The sequence below is a fragment of the Actinopolymorpha sp. B9G3 genome, assembly GCF_040120725.1.
In the GTDB taxonomy this organism is placed as follows: domain Bacteria; phylum Actinomycetota; class Actinomycetes; order Propionibacteriales; family Actinopolymorphaceae; genus Thermasporomyces.
The window spans coordinates 281,520-301,483 of record NZ_JBEEAB010000004.1; the positions used below are offsets into that span (position 1 = coordinate 281,520).

Below are 19,964 nucleotides of genomic sequence, written 5' to 3' on the forward strand. Positions count from 1 at the left end.
GGTTGCGCTGATGGACGGTTGCGCTGATGGATGGTGACCGCTGATGGACTGTGAGCCGGAACGACGGCGGCGCTGATGGGTGGCGACACGGTTCTTCTCGTCCTCGCGGCCGTCCTGGTCTTCGTCGCGGGCGTCCTGGCCGCTGCCGAGGCCGCCCTCTCGACGTTCTCCAAGTCACGTGCCGACGGTCTCGTCGCGGCCGGGCGGCGGGGCGGTGAGCGCGTCCGCATGCTTGTGGAGGACAGCGCGCCCTACCTCAACACCGCACTGTTCCTCCGCCTCGCCTGTGAGCTGACCGCGACGATCCTCGTGGCAGAGGTGGTCATCGGCATGGTCCAACCGACGTGGGCGGCGGTTCTGACGGCGGCCGGCGTGATGATCGTCGTGTCGTACGTGGTCGTCGGCGTCGCACCACGCACGCTCGGCCGCCAGCACGCCAACCGGGTCGCCCTGGTCACCTCGGCGTTGCTGATCGGGCTGACGCGGGTGCTGGGACCGCTGCCGAAGCTCCTGATCCTGCTCGGTAACGCGCTCACACCGGGGAAGGGCTTTCGTGAGGGGCCGTTCGCCACCGAGGCCGAGCTCCGCGAACTGGTCGACATCGCCGAGGCCAGCCGGGTGATCGAGTCGGGCGAGCGGGAGATGATCCACTCGGTGTTCGAGCTGGGCGACACGATCGTCCGCGAGGTGATGGTGCCCCGGACCGACATCGTCGTCATCGAACGCCACAAGACCCTGCGCCAGCTGATGTCCCTGGCGCTGCGCAGCGGTTTCTCCCGGATCCCGGTGATCGGGGAGAACCTCGACGACATCGTGGGGGTGGCCTACCTCAAGGACGTGACCCAACGGGTCTACGACAACCGCCAGGCCGAAACCACCGAACGCGTGGAGCAGGTGATGCGGCCGCCGGCGTTCGTTCCTGATTCGAAGCCGGTCGACGGGCTGCTCCGCGAGATGCAGCAGCAGCGGACGCACCTGTCCATCGTGCTGGACGAGTACGGCGGCACGGCGGGGCTGGTGACGATCGAGGACATCCTCGAGGAGATCGTCGGCGAGATCACCGACGAGTACGACGTCGAGCCGCGCGCGGTGGAGCGCCTGGGCAGCGGCGCGGTGCGGGTCAGCTCGAGGCTACCGATCCACGAGCTGGGGGAGCTGTTCGACCTGGAGCTGGACGACGAGGACGTCGACAGCGTGGGCGGCCTGATGGCCAAGCACCTCGACAAGGTGCCCATCCCGGGCGCCAAGGTGACCGTCGACGGCCTCCGTCTGCTCGCCGAAGGGCCGGTGGGTCGGCGTAACCGCATCCCGACGATCCTCGTCACCCGGGTCGACGAATCCGAACGCGCGGCCGCCGCCGAGCGGTCGGAGGCCACCTGACGACAGGCGTACGACTTCGCCGGCAGGTCAGGCCGGCTCGACCTCCGGAGCGCCCGGGAGCGCGACGGTGACGACGAGACCACCATCGGGCCGTGGTCGAGCGACGACGTCACCGCCGTGCGCATGGGCGATGGATCGGACGATGGAGAGCCCGAGGCCGGCCCCTTTGGCGGTGACGAGGCGGTCGGTTCCGAGCCTGCGAAACGGTTCGAACAGCTGGGGGATGTCGTACGGCGGGATGACGTCGCCGCTGTTGCTGACCACGACCTCGACCCAGCCGTCGGGGTGCCGCCGGCTGGCGACGTCGACGAATCCCCCCTCGCTGAGGTTGTGTCGGATCCCGTTGTCGACGAGATTCTGGACGAGGCGTTCGAGCAGCACCGGGTCGCCGGCCGTGGGAGCTTCGGCTGCTTTGTCGCGCAGGACGATGCCCTGCTCGCGCGCGGCGCCGCTCGCGTGCGCGGTCACGTGGATCACCACGTCGGCGAGATCGACGGGGGTCCGTTCGACCACGTCGTTCTCGGAGCGCGCGAGCAGCAGGAGCCCGTTGATGAGCCGCTCGTGCCGGGTGTTGATCTCCAGGAGGGTCTCGCCGAGCTGTTGGACGTCGGGCGAGGCGTTCTTGCGGTGCATTGCCACCTCGACGAGGGCACGGTTGAGGGTCAGAGGTGTCCGCAGCTCGTGGGAGGCGTTCGCGACGAAGTGCCGCTGCCCGTCGAAGGACTTGTCAAGGCGTTCGACCATGGTGTCAAAGGTGTCGGCGAGCTCCTTCACCTCGTCGTCCGCGCCGCGGAGGGCGATGCGTTCGTGCAGGCTCCGGTCGGCTGCCTTGGCGTCGGCGATCCGCCGGGCGGTCTCGGTGACCCGGTGCAGCGGCGCGAGGACCCTTCCGGCGATCAACCAGCCGAACCCGGCGGCGGCGGAGCCGACCAGGCCGAGCGCGATCGCCCCCTGCGTGAGCAGCGACGTCAGCGTGGCGCGCCGGAGTTCGGCCTGCTTGGTCGCGACGTAGCGCGAGGCTTCGCTCGCGGTGAGCAGGTCGCCCTCACTGGTCCGGATGAACGCCTCGTCCGGCAGTCGAGTCCCCGGACCGGTGACGCGAGCGGTGAAGAGACCCGTCGCCTCCGGCATCCGCTGGCTGACGAGAACGTAGGTCACGGCCAGCAGGACGAGTCCAGCGGCGAAGAAGAGGCCGCCGTAGAGCAGCGTCAGCCGCAGCCGGAGTGTCGGGCGCAGCCAGCGCCGACGCCCGGCTGGGCGTGGGGCGTCCGCGCGTGGCGTGGCCGAGCGAGCGAGGCTGTGGGGGTCTGTCATGGGATCCGGTACCCCACTCCGGCGACGGTCTCGACCACAGGTGGGTTGCCGAGCTTGCGGCGGAGCTTGAGGACTGTGATGCGTACGGCGGAGGTGAAGGGGTCGGCGTGTTCGTCCCACACCTTCTCCAGCAGGTCCTCGGCGGAGACCACGGCTCCGTCGGCGCGAAGAAGCTCGGCGAGGACACCGAACTCCTTCCTCGACAGCGAGAGGTAGCGTCCGTCCCGGAACACCTGTCGGCGTGCCGGGTCAAGGGCGATGCCGGCGCGTTGCAGCAGCGGGGGAGCCGCCGGGCGGGTACGCCTGCCGAGGGCGAGCACGCGGGCGGCCAGTTCGGGGAACGCGAACGGCTTGGAAAGATAGTCGTCGGCGCCGAGCGTCAGCCCGGCCACGCGGTCGCCGATCTCGGCGGCGGCGGTGAGCATGAGGACCCGCGCGCTCGCGTCGGACTCCACGAGGGTCCGGCACACGTCGTCGCCGTGGACGATCGGCAGGTCCCGGTCGAGGACCACCACGTCATAGTCGTGGACGGCGAGCCGCTCCAGCGCCGCATCGCCGTCGAGTGCCACGTCGACGGCGTGGGCGTCACCGCGGAGCCACTCCGCGATCGCCTCCGCGAGCAGGCGTTCGTCCTCCACCACCAGTACCCGCATCGTCGCCCCTTTTGTCCGCGTTCCTTGCCCATGATGCCGCCCCTGCGGCCCGCCTGGCCCGACTCGATGGTGACTCACCCGGTATTTCCTCGCCGTTAACGGGTCCGGAAACGCCGCGGAAACCGCCGTCGGAGTGGACTGGCCGTCCAATGGGGCCGGCAATCCGCTGGCCGTACGGACGAGGGGAGTGATCATGCGAGGTCGAGTGCCTGAGCGACCCGCGCTGGGAGCGGTGATCGTGCTGCTTCTGCTGCTGGTCGTGGCCGGCTGTGCCGGCACTGGGGGTGGCTCGGGCGATGACACCGCTCGCGTCGCCTCCGCCGACGACGGTGCCGCGGATGCGGGAGCGGACGACCCCGGTGGCGCCAGCGGCGAGGACGCAGCCGGGATGAGCCAGGAGGAGCGGGAGGAAAAGGCGCTGAAGTTCGCCCAGTGCATGCGTGAGAACGGCGTCCCGATGGACGACCCGGATTCGAGCGGGCGGGTGCAGATCCGCGTCAACGGCGACGATGTCGACCGCGAGACGGTCGAGCAGGCCCAGCAGGCGTGCCAGAAGTTCGCCCCGTTCGGCAAGGACGGTCCGCGGCAGGACCCGAAGATGGCGGAGAACATGCGCAAGTTCGCGCAGTGCATGCGGGACAACGGCGTACCGGACTTCCCCGACCCCGACGGCGGCAGGATGATGCTGGACAAGTCGATCGCCGGCGATCCTGACTTCAAGGCCGCGCAGGAGGCCTGTGGCGAGAAGTTCCTGCCGAACCGTACGGGAGCGCCAGGTGGTTCCCAGTGAGCGGCACGACGGCAAGGGACGCCGCGACGCAGGGGCCCCAGGCACCGCAGAGCCCACAGACACCGCAGACACCGCAGAGCCCACAGACACCGCGGAGCCCGCAGACGCCGCAGCCGCGTGGCCGGCGCCGTGGCCGCGGGCGAAAGGTGGCGGGCGTCGTCGCCGCGGTGGCCGTCACGGGTGTGGTTGTCTCCGCCGCTGGCGGGATCGTGGCACGCGAGTTCGGCCTCGGAGATTTCGGCGCAGGCGCTTTCGGCAGTGGCTGGCTCGGCCTCGGCGGGTCCGGTTCGGGCTCGGATGGCGGCACCGCGGAGGCAGCAGCCTCCACCCTGCCGCCGGCCACCACGCAGGTCACCAGGCAGACCATGCAGAGCACCGAATCCGTCGACGGCGACCTCGGCTTCGGTCCCAGCAGCACGCTGACGAACCGCGTTCAGGGCACGGTGACGGCGCTGCCCGACAGTGGGCAGGAGATCGCCCGCGGTCGGGCGTTGTACAAGGTGGACGACCAGCCGGTCGTGTTGATGTACGGCGAGCTGCCGGCGTACCGAACGCTCGGTCCGGGAAGCGAGGGCGCGGACGTCAAACAGCTGGAGCGCAACCTCAAAGCCCTTGGCTACAAGGGATTCTCCGTTGACGAGGACTACACCGACAACACCGCGGACGCGGTCGAGGAGTGGCAGGAGAACCTCGGCCTGACAGAGACCGGCCGGGTCGACTTGGGCCGTGTCGTCTTCGCCGACGGAGCGGTCCGGGTGGACACCGTCAAGGTGGGGCGCGGCGAGCCGGTGGGCCCGGGACTCGCGGTCCTGGACTACACCGGAACCGCGAGTCTCGTGACCGCCGACCTGGAGCTGTCCGACCAATCGTTGGTGACGAAGGGTGCCGAGGTGAGCGTAGAACTGCCCGACGGTACGAAGGTGGCCGGGACGATCGACCAGGTGACGACGGTGATCGAGCCCGCCGCCGACCAGAACAGCGATCCCGAGACGAAGCTCGAGGCCGTCATCTCGCTCGAGGATCAGAAGGCCACCAGGGACCTCACGGCCGCAGCGGTCGACGTGGTGTTCACCGCGTCCGAACGCAAGGACGTGTTGACGGTGCCGGTCACCGCTCTGGTCGCCCTCGCCGAGGGTGGCTACGGCATCGAGGTCGTGACGGGATCCACCAGCCGCTACGTACCGGTGACGACCGGGCTGTTCTCCGACGGACGGGTGGAGATCGACGGCGCGGGCATCGACGAGGGCACCCGGGTGGGGGTGTCGAAGTGATCGAGCTCGTCGACGTGACCAAGCACTATTCCGGCGACGTCCACGCCCTGGCCGGTGTCTCGCTGCGGATCGGCACGGGGGAGCTGGTAGCGATCGTCGGCCCCTCCGGATCGGGCAAGTCCACGATGCTGAACGTCCTGGGCACTCTCGACCGGCCGACGTCGGGGTCCGTCGCGCTCGACGGCCGCGACGTGGCCAGGTTGCCCGACCGGGACCTGTCCGCACTGCGGGCGCGGCAGGTGGGCTTCGTGTTCCAGCAGTTCCACCTCGCCGCGGGAGTCCCGGCGCTGGACAACGTGGCCGACGGACTGCTGTACGCCGGAGTCGGGCGGCGGGAGCGGCGCCGTCGCGCCACAGCGGCACTTGACCGTGTCGGGCTGGCGCACCGGCTGGACCACGAGCCGCACGAGCTGTCAGGTGGGGAGCGGCAGCGGGTGGCGATCGCCCGGGCCGTGGTCGGGGACCCGCCGTTGCTGCTCGCGGACGAGCCGACCGGCAACCTCGACTCGGCTTCCGGGGCGGTGGTGATGACGCTGTTGCGCGACCTCAACGCCGCCGGTACGACCGTGGTGGTGATCACCCACGATCGGGAGATCGCCTCGAGCCTGCCCCGGCATGTGAGCATGCGCGACGGCCGCGTGATCGCCGACACCATCGGGAGGCGGCCACCCACCGGCGTGTCGGGGCCATCCGGAGCCCCCGGCGCGTCGGGGGCATCCGGAGCCAGCGGAGCGCCGGGCGGCAACGGCGTCCCGACCGGATCGGGGGTGTGGTGATGGCGATGCCCACCGAAGCCCGCGCTGAGACGGCGCCGCCTCGCCTCACGCCGGCCCGCCTGCGCCCGGGCGACGTCGTCCGGGTCGGCGGGGCCGGCCTGCGGTCGCGCCCCTTGCGGGTGTTCCTCTCCGCGTTGGGAATCGCCATCGGCATCGCGGCCATGGTCTCCGTGGTGGGGATCTCCACGTCGTCGCAGGCCGATCTGGACCGCCAGCTCGCGGCGTTGGGCACGAACCTGCTCACCGTCTCGCCCGGGCAGACCATGTTCGGGCAGGACGCGACCCTACCGACCGAGGCCGAGTCGATGATCGACCGCATCGGCCCGGTCACGTCCACGTCGGCGGTCGGTCGGCTCGGCGACGCCAAGGTCTACCGCTCTGACCTGATCCCGGAGGTGCAGACCGGAGGTCTTGCGACCTACGCCGTCCGGCTGGACCTCCCGGACACCGTCGGTGCACAGGTCCGCACCGGGACCTGGCTCAACGCCGCGACGGGACGGTATCCCGCCGTGGTTCTGGGATCGGCCGCTGCCGAGCGGCTCGGTATCGGCCATGCCGGACCGGACGTGCGGATCCTGGTCGGTGGTGAGTGGTTCACCGTCGTGGGCATCCTGGACCCGGCGCCGCTGGCGTCTGAGCTCGACTCGGCCGCGCTGATCGGCTGGGAGGCTGCGGACACCTATCTGGGCTTCGACGGCTATCCCACCACGGTCTACACCCGGTCCGACGACAGTCAGGTGGAAGCGGTGCAGGCGGTCCTCGCGGCCACCGCGAATCCCGCGGCCCCGAACGAGGTGGACGTCTCACGCCCGTCCGACGCCCTTGTCGCCCAGCGTGCGGCCGGCGATGCGTTCACCGGTCTGCTGCTCGGTCTCGGGGCGGTGGCGCTGCTCGTCGGTGGGGTCGGGGTCGCCAACACCATGGTGATCTCGGTCCTGGAACGCCGAGCCGAGATCGGGCTACGGCGGGCTCTCGGTGCCACGCGGGGACAGATCCGTACGCAGTTCCTCGCCGAGTCGCTGCTGCTGTCGATGCTCGGCGGGATCGCCGGTGTGGTCCTGGGTGTCGCCGTCACCGTGGGCTACGCCTTCTACCAGGCATGGCCGGCCGTGGTGCCCACCTGGGTCCTGGTAGGAGGAGTCCTTGCCACGCTGACGATCGGTGGACTCGCCGGCGTCTATCCGGCGATCCGGGCCGCGCGCCTCTCGCCGACCGAGGCGCTCGCGGCGCCATGACGCACGTGCCGGCCCGAACGTGCCGCTCCGTGCCGGACAACGAGGCGCGCGCGACCGGTGGCGGATGTGAGAGGCCGCGGGCCAGCATCCGCTACCGGCGCGCGGTGGCCTTCGCGAGCGGGCGTTCCTCCACTTCCTACGCCGAGAGACCGCCGTCGACCATCAAGGTCGCGCCGGTGACAAACGACGCCTCGTCGCTGCCGAGGAACACGATGGCGTAGCCGATCTCGCGCGGATCGGCCTGTCGCTTCAGCAACGTCGGTGTGCCGGCCGCAAGCGCCGCACGCGCCTCGTCCAGGCTCTCGCCGGTCGAGGCCGCACGCCTGCGGACGTGAAACATCGTGAGCGTCGGGCCCGGGCACACGGCATTGACCCGGATCCCCTCGGCCGCGTGGTCGTGGGCCATCGACCGGGTGAGCGCGAGCACGGCCGCCTTCGTCGCGTCGTACTGCGCCATCCCGCTGCGACCACGCAGGGCGTTGGCGGACGAGACGTTGACGATGCTTCCGCCGTCGCCGGAGGTGACCATCGCCGGCACCGCGAACTTCGAGCAGTAGCCGACCTGGAGCAGGTTGCCCTTGAGAATGGTGTCCCAGGAGCCGGTGTCGGCCTCCGTAACGGGACCGTAGACGCGGACTCCGGCGACATTGGCCAGGATGTCGAGGCGGCCGAACCTGCCTACTGTCTCGTCCACCGCCCGTCGCGCCTCGGCCTCCTCGTCCAGCCGGGCGCCGAGGGCGAGAATCCGGTCACCACCGGCGTCGATCTCGCGCGCCGCACGCTCGGCCTCGCCGGCGTCGACGTCGACCACCGCGACCGATGCGCCCTCCTCCCACAACAGTTGGGCAGTCGCCTGCCCGATGCCGCCTCCGCCGCCGGTCACCAATGCCACTTTGCCCGCAACACGTCCCATGCGGACGATCCTAGGAGTCCTTCGGGTGGACGAACGGATCCCGAATGCCGACGGGCCTGCACCGGCCACAGGCTCTCGGTCGCCCCTCTAGGATCGGTCCGTGACCAGTCAGGAGCTCGATCCCGAGGACGCGAAGATCGTGACGCTTGCCCGGGCCACCCGATCCCGGGCAGGGAGTGCGCAGGGGGCCGCGGTGCGTGACACCACCGGACGCACCTACACGGCGGCCACGGTCTCGCTGTCGTCCCTCCAGCTCTCCGCGTTGCGCCTCGCGGTGGCCATGGCGGTATCCAGTGGCGCAGAGGGCCTGGAGGCCGCCGCTGTCGTGGCCGAGGAAGCCGCCGTGGCCACGGAGGATGTCGCTGCGGTCCGCGACCTGGGTGGTGAGGGCGTCCCGATCCTTCTCGCGGGTACGGACGGCTCGGTCACGGAGTCCGTGTCCACCTGAAGCCCCGAGGTCGACCTGAAGCTCCTGCTGCCAGAGCTCCAGCCGCGAAGGCGTAAGGGAGAATCAACGGGGTGAGCGAGAGTACGCAGGAGTACCGGAGCGGTTTCGCGTGCCTGGTCGGACGCCCCAACACCGGCAAGTCGACCTTGACGAACGCCCTCGTCGGCCGCAAGGTCGCGATCGCGTCGGCCCGGCCACAGACGACCCGTCACACTGTTCGCGGCATCGTCAACCGGCCCGAGGCGCAGCTCGTGCTGGTCGACACCCCTGGGTTGCACCGGCCACGCACTCTGCTCGGGGAGCGGCTCAACGCCCTCGTCCTCACCACCCTCGGCGAGGTCGATGTCGTCGGTGTGTGCCTGCCGGCGAACGAACGCATCGGACCAGGTGACCGGTTCCTTGCCGGCGAGATCGCGAAGGTCCGCCGGCGGCCGACGGTCGCCATCGTCACGAAGGCCGATCTGGTGGACCGGACCGCGATGTCCGAGCAGCTGCTCGCGGTCTCGAAGCTGGCCGACGACACCGGCATCACCTGGGACGAGATCGTCCCCGTGTCGGCCACCTCGGGGTTCCAGATCAACCTGCTCACCGATCTCCTCATCAGCCAACTTCCGGCTGGTCCGCAGCTCTATCCCGAGGGGGAGCTGACGGACGAACCCGAAGAGATTCTCGTCGCGGAACTGGTTCGCGAGGCGGCGTTGGAAGGCGTGCGCGACGAGCTTCCCCACTCCATCGCGGTGGTCGTGGAGGAGATGGGGCTGCGCGAGGACCGACCCGACGACAAGCCGCTGCTCGACGTTCACGCCAACCTCTATGTCGAACGGCCGAGCCAGAAGGCGATCGTCATCGGTACGAAGGGCCGCCGGCTGGTCGACGTCGGCACCCGGGCACGCCACCAGATCGAGGCGCTGCTGGGAACGCCGGTCTATCTGGACCTGCACGTGAAGGTGGCGAAGGACTGGCAGCGCGACCCCAAACAGCTCCGCCGCCTGGGCTTCTGACCGTGGCATGGTGACGGTGCGGGCGAAGGACCGCGCGGTGAGGGAGAGCCTGTGAAGGTCGTGATTCCTGGTGGCACCGGTCAGGTCGGACGCATCCTGAGCCGCGCGCTGGTGCGGTCGGGCCACCAGGTGGTGGTTCTCAGCCGAGGCAGCGGCCGAGGACTGGCGCCGGGCGTCCGCCACGAGAGCTGGGACGGCCGTACGCAAGGAGCGTGGACCAAGGAACTCGACGGCTGTGACGCGGTGATCAACCTCGCTGGCCGCAGCGTGAGCTGTCGCTACTCCGAGTCCAACCTCCGGGCGATGATGGACTCACGGGTGGAGTCCACGCGCGCGGTGGGCGAGGCCATCGAGCAGGCGACGACGCCGCCCCGTGTGTGGCTGCAGATGAGCACCGCCACGATCTACGCCCACCGCTTCGACGCACCGAACGACGAGGCGACGGGCATCATCGGCGGAACCGAACCCGACGTCCCCGGCTACTGGGCGTTCAGCGTCGAGATCGCCAAGGCGTGGGAACGTACGCAGGATCAGGCCGACACGCCGCACACCCGCAGTGTCGCGTTACGCACTGCGATGGTGATGAGTCCGGACCGAGGTGGGGTGTTCGACGTCATGCTCCGGATGGTTCGGCTGGGTCTGGGCGGCCCCGTCGCGGGCGGCGCACAGTACGTCTCATGGATCCATGAGCAGGACATGGTTCGCGCGGTCGACCTCCTGATTGGCCGCGACGATCTCGCGGGACCCGTCAACCTGGCCGCGCCCGAACCTCTGCCGCATCGGGACTTCATCCGTGCCCTGCGTTCGGCGTGGGGAACCCGGCTGGGCCTGCCGGCCACCAGGTGGATGGCCGAGCTCGGCGCCTTCGTCATTCGTACCGACACCGAACTGTTGCTGAAGAGCCGCAGAGTCGTCCCAGGTCGGCTACGGGATGCGGGGTTCTCCTTCGACTTCCCGCACTGGGCCGGCGCCGCCGAGGACCTCGTCCGCCGGGTCAGAGCGGAACGGCCTGGTCAGACGTCGCGTTCCCAGCTGTCGTAGCGGGCGGCGATCCGGTAGCCGAGGGCTTCGTTGACGCCGATCATGTGGGAGTTCGACTCGGCGTTCCAGGTGTCCACCCAGCGCACCTGTGGCTCCGCCTCCGCGAGCCACGCCATCATCTCCGCCTTGAGCAGCATGCCGAGCCGGTGGCCCCGGTGCGCCCGCGCCACCGCGGTGTCGTACTGGCCGCCCCATTCGGGCAGGTCCGGGTGGACGCCCACGATGGTGTGACCGGCCAGCGGGCCGTCAGTGCCGAGGCGGGCGATGAGGCGGTACATGTGGACGCCTTCCGCGGCGCGGCCGGCCTCGAAGGCACGGATCCGGGCGCCGTCGAAGACGTCGTCGTCGACCTCCATGTCGCCGGTCGGCGCGTCGTTGATGGCTCCGGTCAGCTCGGCCACCGCGTCGAGGAGATCGTCCGGGATGGCCTCGGTCACCCGGAGCAGTGTGTAGTCACGGGCGGCCTCGCGGGCCTTCTCGCGCAGCTCGGCGATGCGCTCGTGGTCGACCGCCTGGAGGTCCTGGCGCCGGTGCACCTCGACCAGAACGTTCTTGAAACCCATCGTTCTGGCGAACTCCGCATGCCCCGAATCCGCCAATGTGCCCGTCCCCACCAGCCTCCGGTCGGCCTTGCGTACCCGCTCCAATGCCTCGTCGAGCAGGCGCGTCCCGTGCCCTTTGCGGCGTTCGTCCGGATGGACCACGATCCCGACGCCGGCGCGGTGGAGGTTCTCGCGGTACGACAGGTGCAGCGACAGGTGGCCGATCACCCGGTCCGCTTCCCAGAGCAGCCACTTTTCGCCGGGCTCGCCGTCCCAACCGTGGGTGAGGTGCGCGACGTACGAGCGACGGGGCCAGGACGGGTTCCACGGCTCGTCGACCGCCCGGACGGCGTCGTCGAGAGCGATCGAGGCGTCCACGGCGGCGTCGTCACGGGGGTCAAGACGCTGGAGATCCATAGCAGCCAAGGGTGCGGCCAGAGGCGGCCGGAGAGCAACGGGATTTCGACCCCGAATCCGCCGATCGACCAGGCCACTTGCCCGGTCCGCCGGAACGCCCGCTAAGGTGGGTCACCTCATGCGGTATGTGCGACTCCTCCTTCGCTGCCGCGGCGGGGCCCTCTAAGAGGCCGGGCTCCTCGCCGCGGAGTTCTTCGACGTCCTGGCCGCGCCGACACGTCAGCGAGAACCCAGCGAAGATCCCGAGGACTTTCCGATGCCCGATCGCCAGCAACACAGCCGTCAGTGTCCCAGCGCCATGCCCTTTCATCGCTACCATGCGTTCCCTCCCGTCGAGCTGCCCGACCGCACCTGGCCCGACGCCCGGATCACCCGGGCACCCCGCTGGCTCTCGACCGACCTCCGCGACGGCAACCAGGCACTCATCGACCCGATGAGCCCGGCCCGCAAGCGGCGGATGTTCGACCTGCTGGTCAAGATGGGCTACAAGGAGATCGAGGTCGGCTTCCCGTCGGCGAGCCAGACCGACTTCGACTTCTGCCGCCAACTGATCGAAGAGGACCTGGTCCCCGACGACGTGACGATCTCCGTCCTCACCCAGGCCCGCGAGGAACTGATCGAACGCACCGCTCAGTCGCTGGTCGGTGCCAAGCGCGGCACGATCCACCTCTACAACGCCACGGCGCCGCTGTTCCGCCGGGTCGTCTTCGGCGTGGACCGCGAGGAGTGCAAGGCGTTCGCGGTCAACGGCACCGAGTGGGTGATGAAGTACGCCGACCAACTGCTCGCCGACACCGACTTCGGCTACGAGTACAGCCCGGAGATCTTCGTCGACACCGAACTCGACTTCGCCCTCGAGGTCAGCGATGCCGTCATGGACATGTGGCAGCCCGAAGCCGGCCGCGAGATCATCCTCAACTACCCCTGCACGGTCGAACGGTCGACGCCCAACGTCTACGCCGACCAGATCGAGTGGATGAGCCGGCAGCTGTCCCGGCGCGAGCATGTCTGCCTGTCGGTCCACACCCACAACGACCGGGGCACGGCGATCGCCGACGCCGAGCTGGCCGTGATGGCCGGTGCCGACCGGATCGAGGGATGTCTGTTCGGCAACGGCGAACGCACCGGCAACGTCTGCCTGGTGACACTTGGGCTGAACCTCTTCTCGCAGGGCATCGACCCGCAGATCGACTTCTCCGACATCGACGAGATCCGCCGCACGGTGGAGTACTGCAACCAGCTACCGGTCCACCCGCGTCATCCGTACGCCGGTGATCTCGTCTACACCGCGTTCTCCGGTTCGCACCAGGACGCGATCAAGAAGGGCCTGGAGGCGCACGAGCGAGCGGCGGTTGCTGCCGGGGTGCCGGTGCGGGAGTTCGCCTGGGAGGCGCCGTACCTCCCGATCGACCCGAAGGACGTCGGTCGTACGTACGAAGCGGTGATCCGGGTCAACTCCCAGTCCGGCAAGGGCGGCGTCGCCTACGTGATGAAGGCAGAGCACCACTTGGACCTTCCGCGGCGGCTGCAGATCGAGTTCAGCCGGATCGTGCAGGACCACACCGACACCGAAGGTGGTGAGGTCCCGGCCGCGGACATCTGGCGGATCTTCGAGGCGGAGTACCTCAACCCTGGCACGGATCTCGCGCTCGACTCGGTGCACAGTTCGACGATGACGAACGGGCGCGACGCGTTGACGGTCGACGTCCTGGTCGCGGGGGAGCGGCGCACGCTCTCCGGTGAGGGCAACGGCCCAATTGCCGCGTTCGTCGACGCGATCGGTCAGGTGGGCATCGACGTTCGGGTCCTCGACTACAGCGAGCACGCGCTCGGCGCGGGAGGCGACGCCACCGCGGCCGCCTACGTCGAGTGCGAGGTGGGCGACGAGGTGTGCTGGGGTGTCGGTGTCGACGCCAACATCGTGAGCGCCTCGCTCAAGGCCGTCGTCTCAGCCGTCAACCGCGCCCGCCGCTGAACCGCGCCGCCGTCAACAGTCCCCACGATGCACGGCAAATTCATCGTGCATCGTGGGGAAATGGCAGGACTCGTACGCCGGCGACGCGACCGTGGCGGCCGGACTCAGGATGGCGGCGTGAGTGTTGTCCAGGACCGGAGCACATCACCCACGGCGGCGTCGTCGACGCTGGCCAGCGCTTCGGCGTGGGCTTGAGCGAGGACGTCGGCGACCAGGACCCGTTGGCGGCTGCCGGCCGACGCGATCGCGGCGTGCACCATGGCGAGGCTCATCAGGTTGTCGCGTGCCTCGCCCATCGGCGGCGTGCCGGAACGCAACGCCTGAACGAAGTCCCGCAACGAGCCAGCGATTCCGTCGAGTGGATCCACTTCGCCGGTGTCGCTGACCGGCGCGGTCGCCCGGCCCTCGACGATCTCGAGGGTCGGGGGACCGTCGCCATCCCACAACGTCGTCCCGTGCTCACCGCTGGCGCGCCACGCGGAGTTCCAGGACGTCTCCAACCCCTCGCTGCACCAGCTGCCGGTGTAGACGAAGCGTGAGCCGTCGTTCATCTCGAAGATCGCGGTCGTCGCGGCGTCGCCGGTGTACCAGCTCCACGCGGGGTTGTACTCATCGCAGTAGACCGCGACCGGCTCGGTTCCGGTGAGGAACCGCACGCTGTCGAAGGTGTGGATCGCCATGTCGAGCACCAGCGGATGGTCCATGGCGTCGCGGAAGCCACCGAAATGCGGGGCCTTGAAGAACTCCGCCACCAGGATGCCGAGCCCGCCCAGCTGCCGGATCATCCGCCGGAACGCGAACAGCTGCGGGTTGTAGCGGCGGCTCTGGCTGACCATGAAGAGGCGGTCGTACACCTGGGCCGCGGCTACCAGGTCCAGCGCCTCGGACAGCGTGGCCGCCAACGGCTTCTCACCCAGCACGGGCAGCCCGCGGCGCAGCGCCTGCATCGTCACCGCATGATGCGCCTCGGGAATCGTCACGTCGACCACGAAGTCGGCCGCGGTCTCGTCGACCAACTCCTCCAGGGTGCCAGCCACCGGAACGCCGCTCAGCCCGGCGTCGTCGAGTGCGGCCTTGGCGGCTGTGACATCGAGGTCGGCGACGCCGACGAGTTCGACGTCGTCCGCTGCCTGGAGGTTGCGCAGCCAACCGCGTCCCATCGCACCGACGCCGACAAGGATGGCCCGCAGGGGCGCGTTGCCGTCTGAGGAGCTCGTGCCGGACGAGCCGCTGGCGGGATTCGTCACGACTGCCCCTCCGCCTCTTCGTCATACCAGCCGAGCGGGCTGTTGCGCAGCTTCGGGACGTCCCGGCCGTCGCCGGTCGGCGCCGCCCAGGCCACGGCGTTGCTGATGACCCGTCGTACCTCGAGCTGGTGGTAGACGGGGTAGGCCTGGTCGCCGGGGCTGAAGTAGAAGATCCGCCCGTTGCCGCGGTAGAACACACAACCGCTGCGGAACACCTCACCACCGGTGAACGAACTGACGAAGACGAGCTCGTCCGGATCCGGGATGTCGAAGACCTCGCCGTACATCTCCTGGGCGGGGATCACGATCGGGCTCGGCACTCCGCGGGCGACCGGGTGATGCGGTTTCAGTGTCCACACGAGCTCCCGGTCATCCCCCGCTCGCCAGCGCAGCGTGCAGGTCGTGCCCATCAGCTGGCGGAAGATCTTCGACAGGTGTCCGGAGTGAAGGACGACGAGGCCCATGCCGCCGAGGACATGGCGCTGGACCCGGGAGACCACCTCGTCACTGACCTCGCCGTGAGCGGCGTGTCCCCACCAGGTCAGGACGTCGGTGTCGGCAAGCACCTCTTCGGTGAGTCCGTGCTCGGGGTCGGCCAGGGTCGCGGTCCGCACGGCCGCGCCCGCTCCCAACTGGTCGCGGATCCCTGCCGCGATCGCGCCATGGATCCCTTCGGGATAACGCTGTCGTACGGCTTCCTCGGTCGTCTCGTGGACGTTCTCGTTCCATACGGTGACTCGGATGGTGCGCTCGCTCGTGCCCATGTCTCCCACAAGGTGATCAGCTGGCATCGGTCGTCTCGGGTCATGCGCGCCGGCCGCCATGGTCGGCGCGGGGTGGAGCGATAGTTTGCCCCTTGGTCCATCGTGCCGGGATCAACCCACCTCCCGACACCTCGCCCTCGATGCTGGCCAGAGCCAGCTCGACCGCCGTGCGGGTCATCTCCTGGACGGGCAGCTCTGAGCGCGCGACGGGAAGGTCGCTCGCGAGGTCAGGTGTCGCGCCGATCACGACCAGCGACATGTCGCGCGGGATCGAGTAGCCCGCCTCGCGCAGGATGGCGGGCATGGCGGGAACCTCGTGGTGCAGGATCACGGCGGTGGGCGCCGGATCGGCGGCGAGCAGGGCCTGAGTCCGGCGAACGAGTGTGCGGTGCGAGGACGACGAGCGCATGACGGTCAGGTGCACTCCGGCTTCCCGAGCTGCGGCACGGGCACCGGCCAATGCCCGCGGGGCGTAGTTGAGCCCGGCGCGAAACTCCGCATCCGAGGAACTCACGAACGCCAGTGCGCGGTGACCCGCGCGCACGAGTTCCCGGACGGCCAACGCGGCCGCGCCTTCGAAGTCGTAGTCGGACCACGGCAGGCCGCCGCTGGCCCGCGGGCGTCCCAGCAGCGCGGCGGGGAAGCCGAGTTCGTCGAGCACGGGGATCCGCGGGTCGTCGGTCAGCACCGACATCACGACGACACCGTCGGCCAGCCGGCTGCCGGCGACCCGGCGGAGTCCGGAGACGCTCTCCTCCGCCGACAGCAGCAACAGGTCGTGGCCGTGGGCGCGGGCAGCCGCGCTGACGTGGTGGACGAAGCGACCGCCGATCGCGTGGTAGGGCACCGTCTCCCGCGGGAAGGACAAGGCGAGGACCCGCGTCCGTGCGCCACGGAGTGCCCTGGCTCCCGCGTGCGGGCGGTAGTCAAGGTCGCGGATCGCCTCCTCGACGGCCTGCCGGGTGGTGGCGGAGATGCTTCGGCGGTTGGTCAGGACGTAGGAGACGGTGCTGGGTGCGACACCCGCCCTGCGGGCGACGTCGGCAATGGTGACCACCGATGCTCCCTCCGGCCGTGCGGGCAAACTCAACATCTCATTTCGGGTCCGCGCCGCCTCATCCTCTCACTGACCACCGGACAGCAAGGCGACGGAACACATCGTCGAATCAATTCGATGACGTTCGACGATGCGGGCCCTGTCGGCTCGGACGCTACGGCGGCCTGAGAAAACCTGTCAAGCGGTCTCAATCCGCTGTGAGGCAAGGCGAGTGTGTCCGGTAATGGACACGAAGGCAGCACTCACGGCTGCAGCCTTGACAGTACTCCGCTGCTCCGGACTACTGTTTCGGCCACGTTTCTATGTCGAATCGAATCGACGATTGGCTGGCGGCCGACGCAGGCCGCCGATCGCATCCTTGGAGGTCGTGACGATGGCGGCTCGCGACACACTCAGCCGGCGGGGATTTCTCTACAGCGCCGCGTTCGCAGTCGGCGGGGTGATGCTCAACGCGTGCTCCGGCTCTGGCGACACGCCCGGTCGGGACTCCGGCACCACCAAGGCCCCGACCGGCAAGGCGGCCAAGGGTTCGGAGCCCAAGCCGTTGCCACCGCCGGCGAAGCTCAACGAGGCACCCAGCCTCGCCGAGCTGGTCAAGGCGGGAGACCTGCCGCCGGTCGCCGAGCGACTGCCGGAACATCCGTACGTCATCCCGCACCGGTGGGCCACGACGGGCAAGTACGGCGGAAGCATGCGGCTCGTGTCAGAAAGCACCGACGGCTGGGACATGAAGGAATACATGTACGGCCACTCGCCGCTTCGCTGGCTCAACGACGGACTCGACCTCGGACCGGGCCTCGCGGAGAGCTGGGAGAGCAACGAGGACGCGTCGGAGTGGACGTTCCACTTCCGTGCCGGTCTGAAGTGGTCGGACGGCGAGCCGTGGACCACCGAGGACATCATGTTCTGGTGGGAGGACATGGTCCTCAACGAGGAGTACGCCGAAGGCATACCGGACGAGGCGCGCTCGGGGACGGGAAGTATCGCGAAGCTCGCGGCGCCGGACGACCTGACGCTCGTGATGACCTTCGACGCGCCCGCCCCGATGGTGCCGGACATGATCGCCAACTGGGTCAACCGGGGAATCGCCGCGTCGTGGATGGAACCCAAGCACTACATGAAGCAGTTCCATCCCAAGTACAACAAGAGCGTCCCGGAGAACTGGGCGGAGATCTTCGACGCGAAGCGCAACGCCACCACCAACCCCGAATCGCCGACCATGACCGGTTGGCTGCTGAAGTCACGTCGGGAGGGACGGTCGGCCACGTTCGAGCGGAACCCGTACTACTGGGTGGTCGACAAAGAAGGCAACCAGCTGCCCTACGTCGACACGCTGAACTTCGGCGTGGTCGACAATCCCGAGACCATGAAGCTGCAGATCCAGAACGGTCAGTTCGACTACGTACACGGGGCGTTCGCCGGTCTGAACCTCGGCGACGTGTCGGGCATCAAGGCCACGCAGTCGAAGAACCAGCTGGACATGATCCTCTGGGACAGCGGCTCGGGCACCGGATCGATCTTCTTCTTCAGCCAGGACTACGAAGACCCCAAGATGCGCAAGCTCATCCGGATGAAGGAGTTCCGGCAGGCCCTCTCGCTGGCCTACAACCGCGCCGAGGTCCGGAAGTCGATCTACTTCAACACCGGTGACCTGACGACGGGCGGTTACGGGCCCAAGACCCGGGAGTTCCACCGCGGCGACGGTATGGCTGTCTACAAGCAGTGGCGTGACTCCTGGGTCGACTACGACCCCGACCGGGCCGAGGCCATGCTGGACGAGATCGGCGTGGTCGACAAGGACGGCGACGGCAAGCGCGAGATGCCCGACGGCACCAAGCTCGTCGTACGACTGGAGTACCCCGCCGACGCCGATCCAAGCGGCGAGCACATGCAGAAGAACAACATCCTGAAGAAGAGCTGGGACGCGATCGGCATCGACACCCGGCTCAGCCCGGTCTCGCCGGAGGCGTTGGACGACCAGTGGGCGCAGGGCAAGCTCATGAGCAAGACGGCGTGGGAGACGAGCACCCTCACCTTCGGCGCCGACCTGCTGTGGCTCATGCCCATGGAGCCCTCCCGCTGGGCGCCGCTGCAGGGACAGTTCTACTCGGTCCGCGGAACCCCGGTGGAGAAGCAGCAACTCGACGTTGATCCGTACAAGCGGACTCCACCTCGGATGGAGCCCGAAGAGGGCGGACCCATCGAGCAGCTGTGGGATCTCGCGGACCGTGCACGCGTGGAGCCGGACGCGGTCGCACGCGACGGGATGTTCTGGGACATGGTGAAGATCCACGTGGAGGAAGGACCGTTCTTCCTTGGCGCGGTCGCGAACTTCCCCAGGGTCGAGCTCGTCAAGCAGGGCTTGCGCAACGTACCCACCCGCGAGCAGACGGCACTCGGCGGTCTCGTCAACGACTGGCACCACCCGACTCCCGCGGCGTACGACCCCGAGGCGTGGTACTGGGAGAATCCTGCCGGCACATCCTGAACCAGGCAGGGCGATCACGCGAAGGCAGGCGTGGGGGAGGCTGGAACCGGGCCGGCTCATCGCGCGACGCGTTCGAGCCTCGGCGAGGTCTCGTGCAACCACTCGAGCCGGGCTCGGGGCCGGGACAGAGTGCGTTCGACAGGGACGGCGCTTGTCGAACGCATTCTCGGTCCCGGTCCCGGCAGAGTCGACATGCACCACTACCGCCGCCGACACTGTGGCCGCGGTCGAGGTGAGATCGTCCGTTCGGTGAGGTCCGAAGGAACGACGGTCAGTTGGTCGCTGCGCCAGCGGCAGGCGTGCCGCCGGACTGCGTACCCAGGAAGAACTGGACGCTGCCCTGAGCGTCCACCTCGGCATCGAGGACCATCTGGTCGAGCATGGTCGACGCGCCTGCCTCAAGGAAGACGCGGGCACCCTGCTCCTCGACTACCTGGTCGCCGTCGGTGGGTTCCGGGGCGACCGCGAGGCTGAGGCTCTGCTGGTCCTCAGGCTGCGCGGTGATGCGCAGTCCTGCGCTTCCGGGAAGCTCGGGGCTGTTCGTCAAGGACTGGATGACGAGCGCAGCGTTGTTGGTGAGCGCAAGCAAAATTGCTCCTCGGATTCGAGTGTGTGGAGATGGTGAACAGGCCCCACTCGAGAACGGCATGCG

18 protein-coding genes are annotated in these 19,964 nt (G+C 69.0%); 10 read left to right on the top strand and 8 right to left on the bottom strand.

From position 1 onward, the window contains the following. The first annotated feature begins 75 nt into the window (after nt 1-75). On the top strand, nt 76-1,380 hold the full coding sequence (locus ABNF93_RS10045; protein WP_502877567.1) for a hemolysin family protein: 1,305 nt from the start codon (nt 76-78) through the stop codon (nt 1,378-1,380). A gap of 27 nt (nt 1,381-1,407) precedes the next feature. Here the strand turns inward: ABNF93_RS10045 and ABNF93_RS10050 are convergent, their stop codons facing one another. Further along, nucleotides 1,408-2,694 (bottom strand): sensor histidine kinase, encoded by a 1,287-nt coding sequence (locus ABNF93_RS10050; RefSeq protein ID WP_349327644.1) that lies wholly within the window; start codon nt 2,692-2,694, stop codon nt 1,408-1,410. Next, nucleotides 2,691-3,347, bottom strand: coding sequence for a response regulator transcription factor (locus ABNF93_RS10055; RefSeq protein WP_349327646.1), 657 nt, complete (start codon nt 3,345-3,347; stop codon nt 2,691-2,693). Before ABNF93_RS10055 ends, ABNF93_RS10050 begins: the two co-directional genes overlap by 4 nt. Before the next feature lie 193 nt (nt 3,348-3,540). Between ABNF93_RS10055 and ABNF93_RS10060 the strand changes: the two genes are divergently transcribed. The 4 genes from ABNF93_RS10060 to ABNF93_RS10075 are packed head-to-tail and all read left to right on the top strand — an operon-like array spanning nt 3,541 to nt 7,419. Continuing rightward, nucleotides 3,541-4,137 (top strand): hypothetical protein, encoded by a 597-nt coding sequence (locus ABNF93_RS10060; protein ID WP_349327648.1) that lies wholly within the window; start codon nt 3,541-3,543, stop codon nt 4,135-4,137. Further along, a complete protein-coding gene (locus ABNF93_RS10065) occupies nt 4,134-5,408 on the top strand; it encodes a peptidoglycan-binding protein (RefSeq protein WP_349327650.1) in 1,275 nt (424 codons plus the stop codon). The genes ABNF93_RS10060 and ABNF93_RS10065 overlap by 4 nt, the downstream gene beginning before the upstream one ends. Next, nucleotides 5,405-6,184: an ABC transporter ATP-binding protein gene (locus ABNF93_RS10070; RefSeq protein WP_349327652.1), complete on the top strand. Its 780-nt coding sequence runs from the start codon at nt 5,405-5,407 to the stop codon at nt 6,182-6,184. The genes ABNF93_RS10065 and ABNF93_RS10070 overlap by 4 nt, the downstream gene beginning before the upstream one ends. Next, the gene (locus tag ABNF93_RS10075; protein ID WP_349327654.1) at nt 6,184-7,419 is read left to right on the top strand and encodes an ABC transporter permease; all 1,236 of its coding nucleotides are present in this window, start codon (nt 6,184-6,186) and stop codon (nt 7,417-7,419) included. The genes ABNF93_RS10070 and ABNF93_RS10075 overlap by 1 nt, the downstream gene beginning before the upstream one ends. Nucleotides 7,420-7,555: 136 nt before the next feature. On the opposite strand, the gene ABNF93_RS10080 is transcribed toward ABNF93_RS10075, so the two are convergent. Further along, entirely contained in the window at nt 7,556-8,332 is a 777-nt protein-coding gene (locus tag ABNF93_RS10080; RefSeq protein ID WP_349327655.1) for an SDR family NAD(P)-dependent oxidoreductase, read from the bottom strand. Between the two features lie 100 nt (nt 8,333-8,432). Here ABNF93_RS10080 and ABNF93_RS10085 point away from each other — a divergent pair, with 100 nt between their 5' ends. The 3 genes from ABNF93_RS10085 (at nt 8,433) to ABNF93_RS10095 (ending at nt 10,822) form a co-directional block, all read left to right on the top strand. Next, a complete protein-coding gene (locus ABNF93_RS10085; protein WP_349327656.1) occupies nt 8,433-8,780 on the top strand; it encodes a cytidine deaminase-like protein in 348 nt (115 codons plus the stop codon). A 62-nt stretch (nt 8,781-8,842) separates the two neighbouring features. Then, a complete protein-coding gene (gene era / locus ABNF93_RS10090; RefSeq protein WP_349327758.1) occupies nt 8,843-9,781 on the top strand; it encodes a GTPase Era in 939 nt (312 codons plus the stop codon). Between the two features lie 51 nt (nt 9,782-9,832). Continuing rightward, a complete protein-coding gene (locus ABNF93_RS10095; protein WP_349327657.1) occupies nt 9,833-10,822 on the top strand; it encodes a TIGR01777 family oxidoreductase in 990 nt (329 codons plus the stop codon). On the opposite strand, the gene ABNF93_RS10100 is transcribed toward ABNF93_RS10095, so the two are convergent. Next, the gene (locus ABNF93_RS10100; protein ID WP_349327658.1) at nt 10,795-11,781 is read right to left on the bottom strand and encodes a GNAT family N-acetyltransferase; all 987 of its coding nucleotides are present in this window, start codon (nt 11,779-11,781) and stop codon (nt 10,795-10,797) included. The two genes, ABNF93_RS10095 and ABNF93_RS10100, sit on opposite strands and share 28 nt — an antisense overlap. 298 nt (nt 11,782-12,079) lie before the next feature. On the opposite strand from ABNF93_RS10100, the gene leuA reads away from it, so the two are divergent. Further along, the gene (gene leuA, locus ABNF93_RS10105) at nt 12,080-13,756 is read left to right on the top strand and encodes a 2-isopropylmalate synthase (protein WP_349327659.1); all 1,677 of its coding nucleotides are present in this window, start codon (nt 12,080-12,082) and stop codon (nt 13,754-13,756) included. Between the two features lie 104 nt (nt 13,757-13,860). Here leuA and ABNF93_RS10110 read toward each other — a convergent pair whose 3' ends face one another. The 3 genes from ABNF93_RS10110 to ABNF93_RS10120 are packed head-to-tail and all read right to left on the bottom strand — an operon-like array spanning nt 13,861 to nt 16,824. Then, nucleotides 13,861-15,003 carry a Gfo/Idh/MocA family protein gene (locus ABNF93_RS10110; RefSeq protein WP_349327660.1) on the bottom strand — a complete coding sequence of 381 codons (1,143 nt, stop codon included), beginning with the start codon at nt 15,001-15,003 and terminating at the stop codon, nt 13,861-13,863. Then, on the bottom strand, nt 15,000-15,767 hold the full coding sequence (locus ABNF93_RS10115; protein ID WP_349327661.1) for a ThuA domain-containing protein: 768 nt from the start codon (nt 15,765-15,767) through the stop codon (nt 15,000-15,002). The genes ABNF93_RS10110 and ABNF93_RS10115 overlap by 4 nt, the downstream gene beginning before the upstream one ends. Nucleotides 15,768-15,807: 40 nt before the next feature. Beyond that, the gene (locus ABNF93_RS10120) at nt 15,808-16,824 is read right to left on the bottom strand and encodes a LacI family DNA-binding transcriptional regulator (protein WP_349327662.1); all 1,017 of its coding nucleotides are present in this window, start codon (nt 16,822-16,824) and stop codon (nt 15,808-15,810) included. 373 nt (nt 16,825-17,197) lie between these two features. Here ABNF93_RS10120 and ABNF93_RS10125 point away from each other — a divergent pair, with 373 nt between their 5' ends. Continuing rightward, a complete protein-coding gene (locus ABNF93_RS10125) occupies nt 17,198-19,312 on the top strand; it encodes an ABC transporter substrate-binding protein (RefSeq protein ID WP_349327759.1) in 2,115 nt (704 codons plus the stop codon). Nucleotides 19,313-19,583: 271 nt separating this feature from the next. On the opposite strand, the gene ABNF93_RS10130 is transcribed toward ABNF93_RS10125, so the two are convergent. After that, nucleotides 19,584-19,901 (bottom strand): Fe-S cluster assembly protein HesB, encoded by a 318-nt coding sequence (locus ABNF93_RS10130; protein ID WP_349327663.1) that lies wholly within the window; start codon nt 19,899-19,901, stop codon nt 19,584-19,586. Between the last annotated feature and the right edge of the window lie 63 nt (nt 19,902-19,964).

Bases quoted from the DNA above. Each gene is read 5' to 3' on its own strand.
- ABNF93_RS10055 (WP_349327646.1), bottom strand. From the start codon at position 3,347: ATGCGGGTACTGGTGGTGGAGGACGAACGCCTGCTCGCGGAGGCGATC.
- ABNF93_RS10115 (WP_349327661.1), bottom strand. From the start codon at position 15,767: ATGGGCACGAGCGAGCGCACCATCCGAGTCACCGTATGGAACGAGAAC.
- ABNF93_RS10045 (WP_502877567.1), top strand. From the start codon at position 76: ATGGGTGGCGACACGGTTCTTCTCGTCCTCGCGGCCGTCCTGGTCTTC.
- ABNF93_RS10080 (WP_349327655.1), bottom strand. From the start codon at position 8,332: ATGGGACGTGTTGCGGGCAAAGTGGCATTGGTGACCGGCGGCGGAGGC.
- leuA (WP_349327659.1), top strand. From the start codon at position 12,080: ATGCCCTTTCATCGCTACCATGCGTTCCCTCCCGTCGAGCTGCCCGAC.
- ABNF93_RS10050 (WP_349327644.1), bottom strand. From the start codon at position 2,694: ATGACAGACCCCCACAGCCTCGCTCGCTCGGCCACGCCACGCGCGGAC.
- ABNF93_RS10075 (WP_349327654.1), top strand. From the start codon at position 6,184: ATGGCGATGCCCACCGAAGCCCGCGCTGAGACGGCGCCGCCTCGCCTC.
- ABNF93_RS10100 (WP_349327658.1), bottom strand. From the start codon at position 11,781: ATGGATCTCCAGCGTCTTGACCCCCGTGACGACGCCGCCGTGGACGCC.
- ABNF93_RS10060 (WP_349327648.1), top strand. From the start codon at position 3,541: ATGCGAGGTCGAGTGCCTGAGCGACCCGCGCTGGGAGCGGTGATCGTG.
- ABNF93_RS10125 (WP_349327759.1), top strand. From the start codon at position 17,198: ATGGCGGCTCGCGACACACTCAGCCGGCGGGGATTTCTCTACAGCGCC.